Here is a 15,065-nt window from a genome sequence, read left to right as displayed (position 1 = left end):
TGTCTATTACAACACAATAAACTATGAAAAGAAGGTTGTAAAGTATTAATGTTACTTCAACACAACATGATCTTTCCCAACAATCTTCTCTAACTCTACCACTAACCGCTCTGATGGCTTAATCCAACTCTTCTCTCTTAATCTCACCGTTTGATGAGTTCGTTCATAATGTAGCACAACGGGTGTCTGGCCTTGAAATCGCTGAAAAACACGATGAACATCCTCAAGAATTAAGTGTTCGTCTGGGGTATGAGGAATTTTGACATACAACACTTTATTTCTTTCTTCCTGCAATGATTGTAGTTCTTCTGTTGTTTGGACATGCTTGACCACTAGTTGTTTCCGCCCATTTCGTTCTTCTATATCTCCATTTAACAAGAAAATCATACCATCTTGCAATAAAGTGGACACTTGTCGATAAACAGCTGGAAAAATGACTCCTTCGATCTCTCCACTCTCATCAGATAACTGCACAAAGGCCATGTTTTCTCCTTTTTTCGTACGAATTGTTCTCACTTCATTCATAAATATCCCAACTGCTACTTGACGATTCCCTGGCAATAATCGAGCGACCGAAACACTTCCGAATGCCTTAAATATTGGCTGATAGGGTTTTGTCGGGTGAGCGGATACATACACACCTAATACTTCTTTCTCAAACGTTAGCCTCTCTTGAATGGACATCGGTTCAGCCTCAACGTATTTTGGCTTTGGAAAGAAGTTCGTATCATTAAATAAACCAATTCCTTCATCTTCTGGCCCGACAAACTCTACATGGTCGATCGCTACATCAACGCTCGCTAACAACACCGCACGATCTTGACCAAATTCATCAAATGCTCCTGAAAAAACAAGTGATTCGATCGCTTTTCTATTCACAATTTTTAAAGGCACTCTAAGACAAAAATCGAACAAATCAACAAAGGGCCCCTTTTCTCTCGCTGACAAAATGGCTTTCAACACGCTCGCTCCGATTCCACGAATCGCCGCTAAACTATAGCGAATGCCATTCTTCTCTGCTTTAAAAGGGAAATGGCTTTCATTAATCGAAGGGGGGAGCACTTGCACACCGATCGTTTTCGCTTCGCTCATATACTGTTTGATTTTCTCTTCGTTACCAATGGCCGATGTTAAAAGCGCCGCCATAAAGTTAAGCGGATAATGAGCTTTTAAATAAGCAAGTTGATAAGCAATGAAACTATAAGCTACCGCATGACTTCGATTGAATCCATAGTTGGCAAATTGAACGATTAAATGATACACCTTGTACGCGGTTTCTTCACTATAGCCCTTTTGACTCGCACCTTGCACAAAATGCTTACGCTCCGCATCAAGCACTTCCCTTTTCTTTTTACTGACCGCTCTTCTTAATAAATCAGCTTCTCCTAATGAAAACCCTGCAAGCTTTGAGGCAATTTGCATAATTTGCTCTTGATAAATTAACACACCATAGGTCGGTTCTAAAATCTCCTTTATATCCGAATGAGGATACTCAACCGACTTGCGACCATGCTTGCGATCAATGTAAGCAGGGATGTTCTCCATCGGCCCGGGACGATAAAGTGCATTCACCGCCACAATATCTTCAAAATGACTCGGTTGCAAACGCATAAGCACTTTCCGCATACCTTCCGATTCTAGTTGAAAAATACCCGTTGTTCGCCCTTCTCCCAACAATTGAAAGGTTTGGCTGTCTTGTAAAGGTATATTCTTCAAATTCAACTTTTTTCCTTCTGAATAATAAATAGATTCTAAAATTCTCTCTAAAATTGTTAAATTTCGCAAACCAAGCAAATCAATTTTTAACAACCCTAATTCTTCTAATATATCCATTGGGAACTGAGTAAGAAACGTTTGCTCATGCCCTTCTTGAATCGCAATCAGATCCGTTAACGGTTGCTCGGTAATCACCATTCCCGCTGCATGAGTAGATGTATGTCGCGGAAGCCCTTCTAATGTTAACGCTGTTTTATATAGCTTTTCATGATTAGAGGATGCCCCGACCCACGTCCGAAACTTCTCCGACTCTTCATACACTTGTCGTAACTTAATACCAAGACGAGTTGGGATCATTTTAGACAGCTGTTCAAGCTCTTTCGTTGAAAAGCCAAACGTTCTTGCGACATCACGCATCACCGCCTTGGCGGATAACGTACCGAATGTAATAATTTGGGCCGCATGGAGCGAACCATACTTTTGGGAAATATATTGAATCACTTCATCACGACGATGGTCGGGGAAATCTAAATCAATATCCGGCATCGACACGCGTTCCGGATTTAAAAAACGTTCAAATAACAAACCATATTTAAGCGGATCCACCGTTGTAATATTAAGAACATAGGCAACGAGCGAGCCTGCAGCCGACCCCCGTCCTGGACCAGTTAAAATTTGCTGATCTCTAGCAAACTTCATAAAATCCCAAACAATCAAGAAATAGTCGCTAAATCCCATCCGCTCAATAGTATTTAATTCATAAAGCAACCGCTCTCTATATTCCGGCTGATGAGCTAAGTCAGCTTCTTCTAACCCTTTCAGGCACAACTCCTGCAAAAACACTCCAGCAGGCTTGCCTTCTGTATGTGGAAAACGCGGTAACAACTGACGACCGAAAGAGAGCTCTACTTCGCAAGCAGCGGCAATTTCACTCGTTCGCTGCAATGCTTCCGGAACATCCGAAAACCACTCATCCATCTCTTGCTGTGAAGTGAAATAAGCTCGTTGGTGATCGTCTATCATTCGATCGGCTAGCTGTTCCCCGTCACGAATAGCCTCCAAACATTGCAAAGCAAAAGCATCATCTTTTTCAATATATGCCACTCGATGAGTGACAATGAGCGGAATCGAAAGCTTCTCACTTAACGCTTTCATCCCTTCATTTACTAGCTCCTCCTCTTGCTTGCCATGCCGCTGCAACGATAAAAGAAAGTGACCTGGTTCAAATAATTCGTTAAAAAACTGGGCAACTTCTTCTGCCTTTGACGCATCTTTTTGCAACAAGCTTTCAATTTCTCCTTCTGCACCTGGTGTAAAAGCAAACAAACCAGCGGAATAGCCTTTGAGCCATTTAACCGGAATACCATCTTTCGCTTTCGTTTGAATCACACTTGAGATTTTCAACAAATGGTGATACCCAGTATTATTCTTCGCTAGTAGCACAAGCGGATAGGAGACATCATCGGAAAATTCGCTTTTCACATCGACAGTTAAGCCAATTAACGGCTTCACCCCTTCTCTTTTACACGCCTGATAAAAAGGGATCACTCCATACATAACGTTGCGATCAGTAATCGCTAGTGCTTTATAGTCAAGTTGTTTTGCTTTCGCAATCAGTTTATCGATAGAAATCGTGCTCGAAAGCAAACTATAACCTGTCTGAATTTGTAAATGTGTGAACATTTGATCATTCCCTTATTTACAGATTTCATCCTGTACTTTACTTACATTATAAAGCGGGTAGAGCTAAAAAGAAAATACGTTCTGTTTTCATACAAGCTTAAACGGTTGCATATATAGAAAGAAAGACGGATTATTAATCGGAGGAGCTATGGCTGATACCTTTTTCCAAGAATTATTAAAATGTTATTTTATCGCTTTCGGCGTGTTGCTAGGCGGATCATTAATCGGAGGAACAGCCTCCTTCGTGACAGGCAAACCACTCTTTACAGGAATCGCACAAATTAGTAAAAGTCTTCATATTTGGGCGATTGTCGCAGCGATTGGCGGCACATTCGATACGCTATCTAACTTCGAGCGCGGCTTTCAAGAAGGGGAAACGAAAGAAGTATTTAAGCAATTTTTGCTCATCTTATCAGCTATGGGCGGTACACATACCGCCTCATTAATCATCGTCTGGCTAACAGGAGAGCATATTGCTCCATGAGAGTTCCTACCTTTCATAAACGTCAGAAAAGAAAATGGTTGTTAAGTGGAGCCGTGATTGGCGCCTGCATCAGTTGGCTATTGTTTCTCTATATGTTTGGCGCTCTGCAAGAAAGACAAGCCCTTACGATAGAGCTACAAAAAAATGAAATTCAAGACTTATCCGCCCATTTAGAAATTTGGCAGGAAGAGTATAAACTATTGAATAAAAAAACCCTGCACAAACTAACTGTGCAGGAGGTTGAAATCGACATTATTAACTATGAAAAATACGACATTGATGACGCTCAAAGTATTTATGCCATACAAGAAAGCATCAGAAAAGACTTATCTGTGCTTGTTGCCAAAGATTTAGAAACGGTGTATTCACAAAAAGAATTGCTGCGTCAAACGATTGAAAACAAAACGATCAACATCAACCAAAAAAATTATTCGTTGCGCGTGACAGAATGGCTCTTTTACACGACGATTCGCATTCAACTAGAACTTACTCTTCAAAGTCATTAGTTTTCGTATGTGCTACACACCTGCTTGAGGTCCTTCGCTACAAGCTCGGCTTCCTCCCAAGAATAAACGGACGCACCAGCAGCAAGCGGATGGCCTCCTCCATTATATTTTTTAGCAATTTCATTAATAACAGGACCTTTTGAGCGAAGGCGAACACGAATTTGATCATCCTCTTCAACGAAAAAGACCCACGCTTTCATTCCTTTTACTTCGCCGAGAGAGCTAACCAACAGAGAAGCTTCGGATGGAGCCACATCAAATTTTTCAAGCAACTCTTTTTTCAATGTGACAACAGCCGCACCACTTTCTTCCAATTGAAAATGCTGTAAAATATACCCTTGCAGTTTCACCACTTTTTCATCTGTTTCGTACATGCGAGTAAATAACTCATGGCGATCAAATTTATACTCAATTAATTCTCCTGCATACTCCATCGTTCGATCGGTTGTGCTTGGATAAAGGAAACGCCCAGTATCGCCGACAATGCCTGCAAACAATAAACGCGCTGCTTCCTCATTCATTTTCAAGCCATCCTCTTGACCACTTTTGTATAACTCATAAATCATTTCGCTTGCGGAGCTGGCTGATGTATTAACCCAGAGTAAGTCACCGTAAGCATCTTCATTCGGATGATGATCAATTTTGATCCATTCTTTTCCTAGCTTATAGCGATCATCACAAATTCTTTCCTCGTTAGCCGTATCGCAGACGATGACGAGAGCCCCTTGATACACTTCATCATCAATCACATCCAATGTGCGCAAAAAACGAAGCGTTGGTTCTTCCTTTCCAACTGTATATACCTTTTTCTCTGGAAAAGAGGCTTTAATAATTTCCGCTAGTCCTCCTTGTGATCCGTAAGCATCTGGATCCGGACGGACATGTCGATGAATGATAATCGTGTCATATTGTTTAATTTTTTCAATGATTTGTTTTTTCATATGTTTTCTCCTTTGCATTAGACAAGCTTTTGAGGTAGAATTTCTCTCCTATTCTCGGTACAATGAAAAGTAGTCAAAGAATTATATGGAGGAAATCACATGCCTGTTTTAGTGTTTATTATTGTTTTATCATTCTCTTTCTATATCATGTATAAAGTGCAATATGTGAGAAGCCGACGACCGATGGAAAGAAAATGGGTATCAGCTAAATCTAGTATGGCTCTTGGCCTTTGTGTCGGCTGCTTCGGAATTAACACGCTGTTCATTCAACAAACGACGGTTTCTTATATCGTAGCCGCTTTATTTATCCTTGTCGGTTTTGGTAGTGTATGGGCCGGTGCGAAAGCCTATCGCCACTTCCTACCGTATGCTCGCAAAGAAGCAGAAGAACTTAATCATTAACCACTCCAACACCGCTCCTAAACTGGAGTGGTGTTTTAATTGCGCTCAATTACTTGACACATCATTAAAGCCTTCCCCACAAGAATACCATTATTAAACACTTCTACATCGACCTTCCCAAACTTCCGTCCAACTTCTAGTACTTTTGGATGAATTTCTAACATACTTTCCATTTGAACAGGCTTGATAAAGTAAATCGTGATATTCTCAATGACTAAATCACCTTTTTTCTGAGCCCGCATCGCTTGGTTGGCCGCTTCTGTCACAAGTGTAGTGAATACACCGTAAGAAATCGTTCCCAGTTGATTCGTCATTTGTGGCGTTACTTCGAATGTGTATACATTTTGGCCTTTACCTGATAAATCGATCTGGTTTGTGATCGTATCATTTAATGTTTCACCCATTTGTGGTTGGCGTTGCGTCATTTGTAACGCCTTTAACACATCTTGCCTACTTATAATTCCTTGAATTCGATTGTGGTCATCGACAACCGGCAAGAGCTCAATCCCTTCCCAAATCATAATATGAGAAGCAGAAGCGACACTTGTTTTCATGCTAACGGTGATCGGATTCTTCGTCATCACCTTTTCGATTGGCCAGTCTTTTTCCTGTCCCATAATATCCTTCGCAGTGACCATCCCTTGTACCTTCAACTGATCATCAATCACCGGAAAACGACTATGCAGCGTTTCTCTATTTTTTTCTAGCCAATCATTGACTGTATCATGAACAGATAAGGCTACTGTTTGATCAAAAACAGTCAAAATATCACCGACAAGCACAATCTCTTTCTTAATTAATTGATCATAAATCGCTCGGTTAATCATCGTTGCAACTGTGAATGTATCATAGCTAGTAGAGATGACGGGAAGCTCAAGCTCATCGGCTAACCTCTTTACGTCCTCTTCCGTATCAAACCCACCGGTGATTAACACCGCGGCTCCTGCTTGTAACGCGTGCTCATGAGCTTGCGTTCGATTACCGACGATTAATAAATTACCTGGACCTGTGTATCTCATCATCGCCTCAAGCTTCATCGCACCGATCACAAATTTATTTAACGTTTTATGAAGCCCTGCTCGACCACCGAGCACCTGTCCGTCGATAATTTTCACGACTTCCGCAAATGTCAGCTTTTCAATATTTTCTTTTTTCTTCTGCTCTATCCGAATCGTGCCCACTCGTTCAATCGCAGATACTAACCCTTTCGTTTCCGCATCTTTAATAGCGCGATAAGCCGTGCCTTCACTGACGGAAAGTGCTTTCGCAATTTGCCTAACCGATATTTTCTCACCAATCGGCAAACCTTCAATATATTGTAAAATTTGTTCGTGTTTCGTTATCAACTGTTTCACCTGTTCCTTTCCGATCCTCTAATACAGTTATTATAAGATGAAAAGGGGCTGGATTCAATTTTCGGGAGAATATTTAGAAGAGAGAAAAAAATCGTCCCATAAAGTGAAACTTCACTCAGTGGGGGGTCTTCATCCCCACTGAGTGTTAGTTGAACCAATCGGGCACTTACGGGCTGTTGATCCCCCACCTACATCTTTGCGCTTCTTTCTGCCATGTTGAGGTGGGGGGTCTTACAGCCCGTTAATGCGGGATAAATGGATTCATCTCCTTTATGAGACAATTTTCTTCTAGATAATTACAACTCGATCACTTCACCTGGCTCTAATACGAGACCATTGTTCGCTTCAAGCTGCTCAATAAAAGTGTGAGGATTTTGCTTAATTGGTGGGAACGTGTTGAAATGGACCGGAACGACTTGCTTCGCCTGTAAAAACTGAGCAGCAACTGCAGCGTCTTCCGGTCCCATCGTGAAATTATCGCCAATTGGCAAGAAAGCAAGGTCAATTGGATGACGTTCGCCAATTAATTTCATATCAGAGAATAGCCCCGTGTCTCCCGCATGATAAATCGTTTTTCCTTCGATCATTAACAACACACCAGCCGGCATGCCCATATAAAGAAATGTGCCGTCTGGCTGTTGCAACCCAGATCCGTGAAATGCTGGTGTGAATTTCACCTTACCAAAGTCAAATTCAAAGCTACCACCGATATGCATTGGGTGCGTGTTCACCCCTTGATGAGCTAAATATACAGCTAATTCATTCACCGCAATGACTAAAGCCCCACTCTTCTTCGCTAACTCTACTGTATCACCAACATGATCACCGTGACCATGCGTTAAAACGATGACATCTGGATGCTCCTCTTCTACCTTTAAATCGGTTAGTCCATTTCCAGTAATGAACGGATCGATTAAAATTACTTTGTCTTTCGTCTCTACTTTTACAATTGAATGTCCATGATAAGATACTTTCACTAGTACAAACCCCTTTCACACAAAATATCACCTTACTAATTATCTATTCGTCTCAACAATCCCTTTTCCTTTTTTCCTTTAATGTTAAATGATAAACTTTTATTGAAATAATTTTCTCTTGTTAGGAGGCAATCAACATGAATGAACGATTAACAAAATTAATGGATTGGATGAAAACAGAGGGTATTCCTTTTTCCTTTATTACTTCTACTGAAAATGTTTTTTATTTAACAGGCTTTAGAAGCGACCCCCATGAGCGCCTGCTCGGTGTCGCTGTCTTTCAAGAAGCAGAGCCCTTTCTAGTGTGTCCTAAAATGGAAGTGACTGATGCAAAAAACAGCGGCTGGGCATACGAAGTCGTTGGCTATACCGATATCGAAAACCCATGGGAAATGATTCAATCCCGAGTAAACAGTCGACTCAATGAAGTTTCACGTATAGCTGTCGAAAAGCAGCACATGAACGTGGAGCGCTATGAAGAATTGGCTGCACGCTTCCCTTCTATCGCCTTCGTTTCAGCGGAAGCTAAACTTGAACAGCTACGAATGATTAAAGATGAACAAGAATTAGCTCATTTGAAAAAAGCAGCCGAGTACGCTGACTACGCGATTCAAGTCGGAACCGAAGCGATTCAAGAAGGTAAATCCGAGCTTGAAATTTTAGCAGAAATTGAATTTGAAATGAAGAAAAAAGGCATCTCGGAAATGTCCTTTTCAACGATGGTGCTAACTGGAGCAAATGCCGCTTCCCCACACGGTATCCCTGGAGCGACGAAAGTTCAAAAAGGCGATCTAGTATTATTCGACCTCGGTGTTGTTTATGAAGGCTATTGCTCAGACATTACGCGAACGGTCGCTTTCGGAGAGATCAACGATAAACAGCGTGATATTTACGAGACAGTACTTAAAGCCGAACAAGCGGCGGTCGCTGCCGTTAAACCTGGGGTAACAGCAAAGGAAATTGATCTCATCGCAAGGTCCATCATTGCGGATGCTGGCTATGGCGACTACTTCCCGCACCGCCTCGGTCATGGACTAGGTATTAGCGTACATGAGTTCCCAAGCATCACCGAAACAAACGAGCTCGTTCTTCAAGAAGGCATGGTGTTCACGATTGAGCCAGGCATTTATGTTCCCGGTGTCGCTGGAGTTCGCATTGAAGACGATATTTATGTAACAAGTACCGGAAGCCAAACATTAACTACCTTCCCTAAAAACTTATTATTTGTTTAGGAAAACTTCACATTTACAAGTAAAATTTTACTGATAGAATGCTATAATTGTTGTACAATACAATTATAAGGGGGAATGACCAATGGGTATGAAATATGAACATATTCTTGTAGCTGTTGACGGTTCTAAAGAAGCAGAATGGTGCTTTAAAAAATCAATCGAGATTGCAAAACGAAATGAGGCAACATTAAACTTAGTACATGTTATTGATACTCGTTCATTTGCGGCCATTGAAGCTTATGATCGTTCAATCGCTGAACGTGCTTCTAAATATGGTAACGACCTATTAGAAGAGTACAAAACTGAAGCTGACAAAGCTGGAGTGAAGACTGTTAACACATTTGTTGAATACGGCTCACCTAAAGTTATCATTCCTAAAGACGTAGCAAAAAAAGTCGAAGCTGACTTAATCGTTTGTGGAGCGACTGGACTAAATGCAATGGAGCGCTTCTTAATCGGAAGTGTATCTGAACATATCACTCGCGCTGCTCGTTGCGACGTGTTAGTTGTTCGCACAGACAAAGGCGAATAATTTCAAGACCTGCCTCAAGATTTTGGGGCAGGTTTTTATTTTTGACTATGTTAAAGAATGTTAATATTCCGCCATGCTTCCCTATTCAAAATACTTATGCAGAGTATTCATCTCTACTTTTTCAACAACCTTATAATGTTCTCCATTAACTATAATGCAAGGCAAGCAAGAAAAAAAACGAACGCGATCACTGTTCCTCCGATCATCATCAAATATACCTTTAAATTCTTCCGTCTTGATTTTTTCACATTGATTCCCCCTTGAAAAATATAACAAAAACAGGTGAATATTCAAACCAGAAGTAACATACCCCTCTTGTTACCCCTTCCGTTTTTACACTTATTAACATCTACTTAACTATTATTTTACAATCTACAAGTAAAATTAAAGATTGATAGATTATTCCACAAGGGGGATTTTTTGTGAACTTTAAGAAGACGATGATCGCTGGAATCGCTGCCACGGGACTATTATTTACTAGCGGTGCTCCGTACAATGCCATGGCAGAAGCACCGCCATTTTATCAATATGAAGGAGAAGGTTTTCCGGTACAGCAAATTGCCCAATACGACAGCCTTGCAGGTGAAGGTGGGACAGAAATACTTGCTTATGACACCGAGTCTAAACAAGCATTTGTCACAAATGGAGCCAAATCTGGTTTAGATATTCTTTCTTTTGGAAATCTGAAATCGGATTCATTTCAAAATATCCCATCAAAGAAAAGAATTTTGGTGAAAGACTTTGGAATTGAGCAAGCAAAGGATATTACAAGTGTAGCTGTCCATCCTACGAAAGATATTGTTGCTTTATCAGTTGTAAGCGATCCGAAAACCGATCCAGGATTTATCGTTTTCTTAACGAAACAAGGGGAATTTTTAACGAAAGTCCAAGTCGGTGCTTTGCCGGATATGGTGACATTTACACCGGACGGTCAAAAGGTGCTCGTTGCTAATGAAGGCGAACCGAACGATGATTATTCGGTTGATCCTGAAGGCTCGATTTCCATGATTGATATTTCTAAAGGGGTAAAAAAGAACGAAACATTGACAGCTAAAACATTAACATTTACTAACGTGCCATTGGATGATCAAGTTCGTGTCGGCTCTAAAGGAACGGTCCTTCAACAGTTAGAGCCAGAATATATTTCGGTGACAGCAGATAGCAAAAAAGCGTTCGTTTCCCTCCAAGAAAATAATGCCATTGCTACGATCGACCTTGAAGCAAATAAAATTGTTAATGTAAAAGGACTTGGTGTGAAAGATCACTCGATAGCTGGAAATGAGCTCGATGGAAAAAAAGATAAAAAGATCAATATCGAGAAGCTTCCATTGTTAGGTTACTATATGCCAGACGCAATCGATGTCTACACAACAGGTGGGAAAACATATATTTTAACTCCAAATGAAGGCGATGCTCGCGACTATGCGGCGTACTCAGAGGAAGCGAAAATTAAAGATATTCAAAAAGAAATCAAGTTAGATGCCAAGCATTATCAAGGCTATACACAGGAAGAACTAGACAAACTGACTGCCGATGGATTACTTGATCAATTAGCGGATACGAACATTACGACAGAGAACGGAAAAGTGAACGGAACGTATGAATCTCTTCATACATATGGAGCTCGTAGCTTCTCCATTTTTGACGCTGAAACGATGGAGCTCGTATTTGACAGCGGCTCTCAGTTTGAAACGATCATCGCTAAAGCTCAACCTGAATACTTTAACACAACAAATGATGAAATCGCTTTTGACAAACGAAGCTCCGCCAAAGGACCTGAGCCAGAAACCGTCGTAAAAGGAAGTATCGATGGCAAAAATTATGCTTTTGTCGCTCTTGAACGCCAAAGTGCCATTATGGTCTATGATATTACTAATCCAAAACAATCCAAGTTTGTGACGATGGTCTCAAGCCGCGACTTTAGCGCGGATGTGAAAGGTGATGTGTCACCGGAAGGACTTCAATTTATTGCCGCGGACAAAAGTCCAACGGGTCAACCTTTATTAATGGCGACTCATGAAGTATCAGGTACAGTGGCTGTTTATGAATTAGGAACAAAGCAAACGAATAAACTACTTCCTTTTAAAGATGTAGATCAAGATCATTGGTCTTATTCATACATCCTTGATTTATACGAAAAGAATATCATTCAAGGAAAAACAAAGACAACCTTTGCACCAGGAGAAACGGTCACTCGTATTCAATATGTTGCAATGCTAAGCAGAGCACTGGACTTGAAGCCTTCATCCAACAAAACGACATTCAAAGATGTTCCCGCTTGGGCAGCCAAAGATGTTCAAGCCGCTTTTGAAGCAGGCATTATCAACGGAGAAACAGCTACTACCTTTGCACCATATGAGTCGATCACTCGTGAACAAATGGCGGCGATGTCGGTTCGAGCTTACGAATCTAAAGGCGGGAAACCAATAAATGGCCCGTTTGAAGATTTCAAGGATGCTGGAAAAATTAACACTTACGCCAAAGCATTCGTTCAGAAAGCTTCACGTCTAGGAATCATGGAAGGAAAAACAAACGGTGAATTCGGACCGAAAGAACCATCTACTCGCGCGCAATCAGCGAAAGTTCTTTCCATTATGCTTGATAAATTAGAAAAATAAGAGCAAAAAAACAAGCCCTTACTCCTTAAGGGCTTGTTTAGCATAGATCAAGTCTTTTGCCGCACTGATTTGGAGCTGGACTTGGTCGAATCCAGTACCGCCTAAAGACTTCCTTCTTTTGACGGCTTCATATGGTGACAGCACTTGATAAATGTCTTCTTCAATGACCTCAGACGCAGTCTTTAGCTTCTCTAAAGACAGGTCAGCGAGATAGCATTGATTTTGGATGCAGTGAAGCACTAGTTTTCCAACTATTTCGTGTGCTTCGCGGAATGGAATGCCTTTTGATGCTAAGTAATCAGCCAGCTCCGTAGCATTGGAGAAATCATTGTGGACTGCTTCTCCTAAGCGGTCCTCATTCACCTTCATTGTTTGAACCATCCCTGCAAAAATTTTCAAGGAACCGATAATCGTATGTACTGTATCGAACATACCTTCCTTGTCCTCTTGCATATCTTTGTTATAAGCAAGCGGTAAACCTTTTAATACCGTTAACAAGCTGAACAAATTGCCATACACTCGGCCTGTTTTTCCACGGATCAATTCTGCCATATCAGGATTTTTCTTCTGAGGCATGATGCTTGATCCAGTAGAGAACGCATCATCCATTTCAATAAATTGAAACTCTTGGCTCGACCAAAGAATCATCTCTTCTGCCAAGCGAGACATATGCATCATTAAAATGGAAGAAGCACTTAAAAATTCAAGAATGAAATCCCGATCACTGACCGCATCCATACTGTTCGCATATACTCCTGAAAAACCAAGCAACTTAGCTGATAGTTCACGATCAATCGGGAAAGTCGTTCCGGCAAGAGCACCTGCGCCTAAAGGCGAGACGTCCGTCCGTTTTAACCCCTCTTGAAAACGCTCCTTATCTCTTTGCAGCATCCAGAAATATGCCATTAAGTGGTGGCCGAATGAAATCGGCTGTGCTCTTTGCAAATGGGTGTAGCCAGGAGCAAGTGTTTCCACATGTGTCTCAGCTTTCTCCACAATTGCTTCTTGAAACGCTTCAATTAAACCAATGATCAGCTTGACTTGCTTCTTCAAGTACAAATGCATATCAGTGGCTACTTGATCGTTACGGCTACGGCCAGTGTGAAGCTTACCACCGACCGCTCCAATTTCCTCGATCAAGAATTTCTCTAAATTTAAATGGATGTCCTCTTGGGCAACCGAAAAAGCTAATTCACCTTTTGAAGCTTTCTCCTTTAAAGCTTCAAGGCCGCCCATGATTTGATCCGCTTCCTCTTTCGTTAAAATGCCTGTTTCACCAAGCATTGTGACGTGTGCGATACTTCCTTCTAAGTCTTCGAACACTAGCTCTTGATCAAAGTGGATGGATGCTCCAAACTCATCTACCCATTGTTCAGCTGACTTTTGGAAGCGCCCTCCCCATAATTTTTTCATACTTGAACCTTCTCTTTCTCCTGTTGCACCATTGAATTTACTTTCGTCGGAAGACCCCAAAGTTGGATAAACCCTACAGCTGCATCATGGTCAAATTCATCTTCTGTTGTGTAAGTTGCTAATTTCTCATTGTATAAAGAATACTCAGATTTTCTTCCTTCGACGATCGCATGACCTTTAAATAATTTGACGCGAACTGTTCCAGTGACAAATTTCTGCGTTTCTTTTAAGAACGCTTCAAGTGGTGCTCTTAATGGTGAGAACCATAGTCCATCATAGATCAGCTCTGTAATTTTCTTTTCAATGACTGGTTTAAAGTGAGCGACTTCTTTCACTAATGTTAAATCTTCCAGCTCTTTATGTGCCTTGATTAATGTCATCGCACCTGGGCACTCGTACACTTCTCTTGATTTAATTCCAACAAGACGGTTTTCTACATGGTCAATTCTTCCCACACCATGCTTACCAGCCACTTCATTTAAATGAAGGATAAGTTCAGCTACAGAATACTGTACGCCATTTACTGCTACTGGCACACCTTCTTTAAAATCAATTTCGATGATTTCAGGTGTATCTGGCGTATTTTCTAAAGCTGCTGTTAACTCGTAAGCTGCTTCTGGCGGCGCTGCCCAAGGATCTTCTAAAATTCCGCACTCATTGCTTCTGCCCCAAAGGTTTTGGTCGATGGAGAATGGGCTGTCTAAATTAATCGGAATCGGAATATTGTTTTGTTTTGCATATTCGATTTCCTCTTCCCGTGACCATTTCCACTCACGTACTGGAGCAAGAACTTCAAGATCCGGATTTAACGCTTTAATCGATACTTCAAAACGAACTTGGTCATTTCCTTTTCCGGTACATCCATGAGCCACCGCGACAGCATTTTCTTGTTCAGCTACCTCTACTAGCTTTTTCGAAATAAGCGGACGTGATAACGCGGATACTAGCGGGTATTTACCCTCATATAACGTATGAGCTTGAAGAGCGATTAATGCATATTCTTTTGCATATTCCTCTTTCGCATCGATCATGTAGCTCGCTACCGCTCCAACTTGAAGCGCCTTTTCTTTTACAAACTCTAAATCCTTTCCTTCACCAACGTCTAAGCAACAAGCGACGACATCATAGCCTTTATCCTTTAACCACGGAATTGCCACCGATGTATCTAATCCCCCTGAATACGCAAGAACAACTTTTTTACTCATG

At 41.2% G+C, this 15,065-nt stretch carries 12 protein-coding genes; 6 read left to right on the top strand and 6 right to left on the bottom strand.

Annotated features, from left to right (window positions below):
• Window positions 1-51 precede the first annotated feature (51 nt).
• Complete coding sequence (dnaE, locus tag CEF22_RS05835; protein ID WP_100402116.1) at window positions 52-3,399, bottom strand: DNA polymerase III subunit alpha; 3,348 nt, start codon at window positions 3,397-3,399, stop codon at window positions 52-54.
• 148 nt (window positions 3,400-3,547) lie between these two features.
• Between dnaE and CEF22_RS05830 the strand changes: the two genes are divergently transcribed.
• Both CEF22_RS05830 and ytrI read left to right on the top strand, forming a co-directional pair.
• Complete coding sequence (locus CEF22_RS05830) at window positions 3,548-3,883, top strand: sporulation membrane protein YtrH (protein WP_100402115.1); 336 nt, start codon at window positions 3,548-3,550, stop codon at window positions 3,881-3,883.
• Complete coding sequence (gene ytrI, locus CEF22_RS05825) at window positions 3,880-4,389, top strand: sporulation membrane protein YtrI (RefSeq protein ID WP_100402114.1); 510 nt, start codon at window positions 3,880-3,882, stop codon at window positions 4,387-4,389. The genes CEF22_RS05830 and ytrI overlap by 4 nt, the downstream gene beginning before the upstream one ends.
• Here the strand turns inward: ytrI and CEF22_RS05820 are convergent.
• Complete coding sequence (locus CEF22_RS05820) at window positions 4,386-5,330, bottom strand: DHH family phosphoesterase (RefSeq protein ID WP_095477475.1); 945 nt, start codon at window positions 5,328-5,330, stop codon at window positions 4,386-4,388. The two genes, ytrI and CEF22_RS05820, sit on opposite strands and share 4 nt — an antisense overlap.
• Before the next feature lie 99 nt (window positions 5,331-5,429).
• Here CEF22_RS05820 and CEF22_RS05815 point away from each other — a divergent pair, with 99 nt between their 5' ends.
• Entirely contained in the window at window positions 5,430-5,732 is a 303-nt protein-coding gene (locus CEF22_RS05815; protein WP_095477474.1) for a YtpI family protein, read from the top strand.
• 35 nt (window positions 5,733-5,767) lie between these two features.
• Here CEF22_RS05815 and CEF22_RS05810 read toward each other — a convergent pair whose 3' ends face one another.
• Window positions 5,768-7,078 carry a CBS domain-containing protein gene (locus CEF22_RS05810; RefSeq protein ID WP_095477472.1) on the bottom strand — a complete coding sequence of 437 codons (1,311 nt, stop codon included), beginning with the start codon at window positions 7,076-7,078 and terminating at the stop codon, window positions 5,768-5,770.
• Window positions 7,079-7,383: 305 nt separating this feature from the next.
• A complete protein-coding gene (locus tag CEF22_RS05805) occupies window positions 7,384-8,064 on the bottom strand; it encodes a metal-dependent hydrolase (RefSeq protein ID WP_100402113.1) in 681 nt (226 codons plus the stop codon).
• Window positions 8,065-8,201: 137 nt separating this feature from the next.
• On the opposite strand from CEF22_RS05805, the gene CEF22_RS05800 reads away from it, so the two are divergent.
• From CEF22_RS05800 to CEF22_RS05790, 3 genes are all read left to right on the top strand, one after another.
• Window positions 8,202-9,296 (top strand): M24 family metallopeptidase, encoded by a 1,095-nt coding sequence (locus CEF22_RS05800; RefSeq protein ID WP_100402112.1) that lies wholly within the window; start codon window positions 8,202-8,204, stop codon window positions 9,294-9,296.
• Between the two features lie 82 nt (window positions 9,297-9,378).
• Window positions 9,379-9,828, top strand: coding sequence for a universal stress protein (locus tag CEF22_RS05795; RefSeq protein ID WP_095477466.1), 450 nt, complete (start codon window positions 9,379-9,381; stop codon window positions 9,826-9,828).
• 422 nt (window positions 9,829-10,250) lie between these two features.
• Entirely contained in the window at window positions 10,251-12,446 is a 2,196-nt protein-coding gene (locus tag CEF22_RS05790; protein ID WP_100402111.1) for a choice-of-anchor I family protein, read from the top strand.
• A gap of 18 nt (window positions 12,447-12,464) precedes the next feature.
• Here the strand turns inward: CEF22_RS05790 and argH are convergent, their stop codons facing one another.
• Window positions 12,465-13,859: an argininosuccinate lyase gene (gene argH / locus CEF22_RS05785; protein WP_100402110.1), complete on the bottom strand. Its 1,395-nt coding sequence runs from the start codon at window positions 13,857-13,859 to the stop codon at window positions 12,465-12,467.
• Window positions 13,856-15,064 carry an argininosuccinate synthase gene (locus tag CEF22_RS05780; RefSeq protein ID WP_100402109.1) on the bottom strand — a complete coding sequence of 403 codons (1,209 nt, stop codon included), beginning with the start codon at window positions 15,062-15,064 and terminating at the stop codon, window positions 13,856-13,858. Before CEF22_RS05780 ends, argH begins: the two co-directional genes overlap by 4 nt.
• Between the last annotated feature and the right edge of the window lies 1 nt (window position 15,065).

Origin of the sequence: Bacillus sp. FJAT-42315, assembly GCF_002797375.1 — a bacterium.
Taxonomy (GTDB): domain Bacteria; phylum Bacillota; class Bacilli; order Bacillales; family Domibacillaceae; genus Bacillus_CE.
Note: the sequence above shows the minus strand (reverse complement) of the source record. Positions and strands in the feature narration are given on the sequence as shown.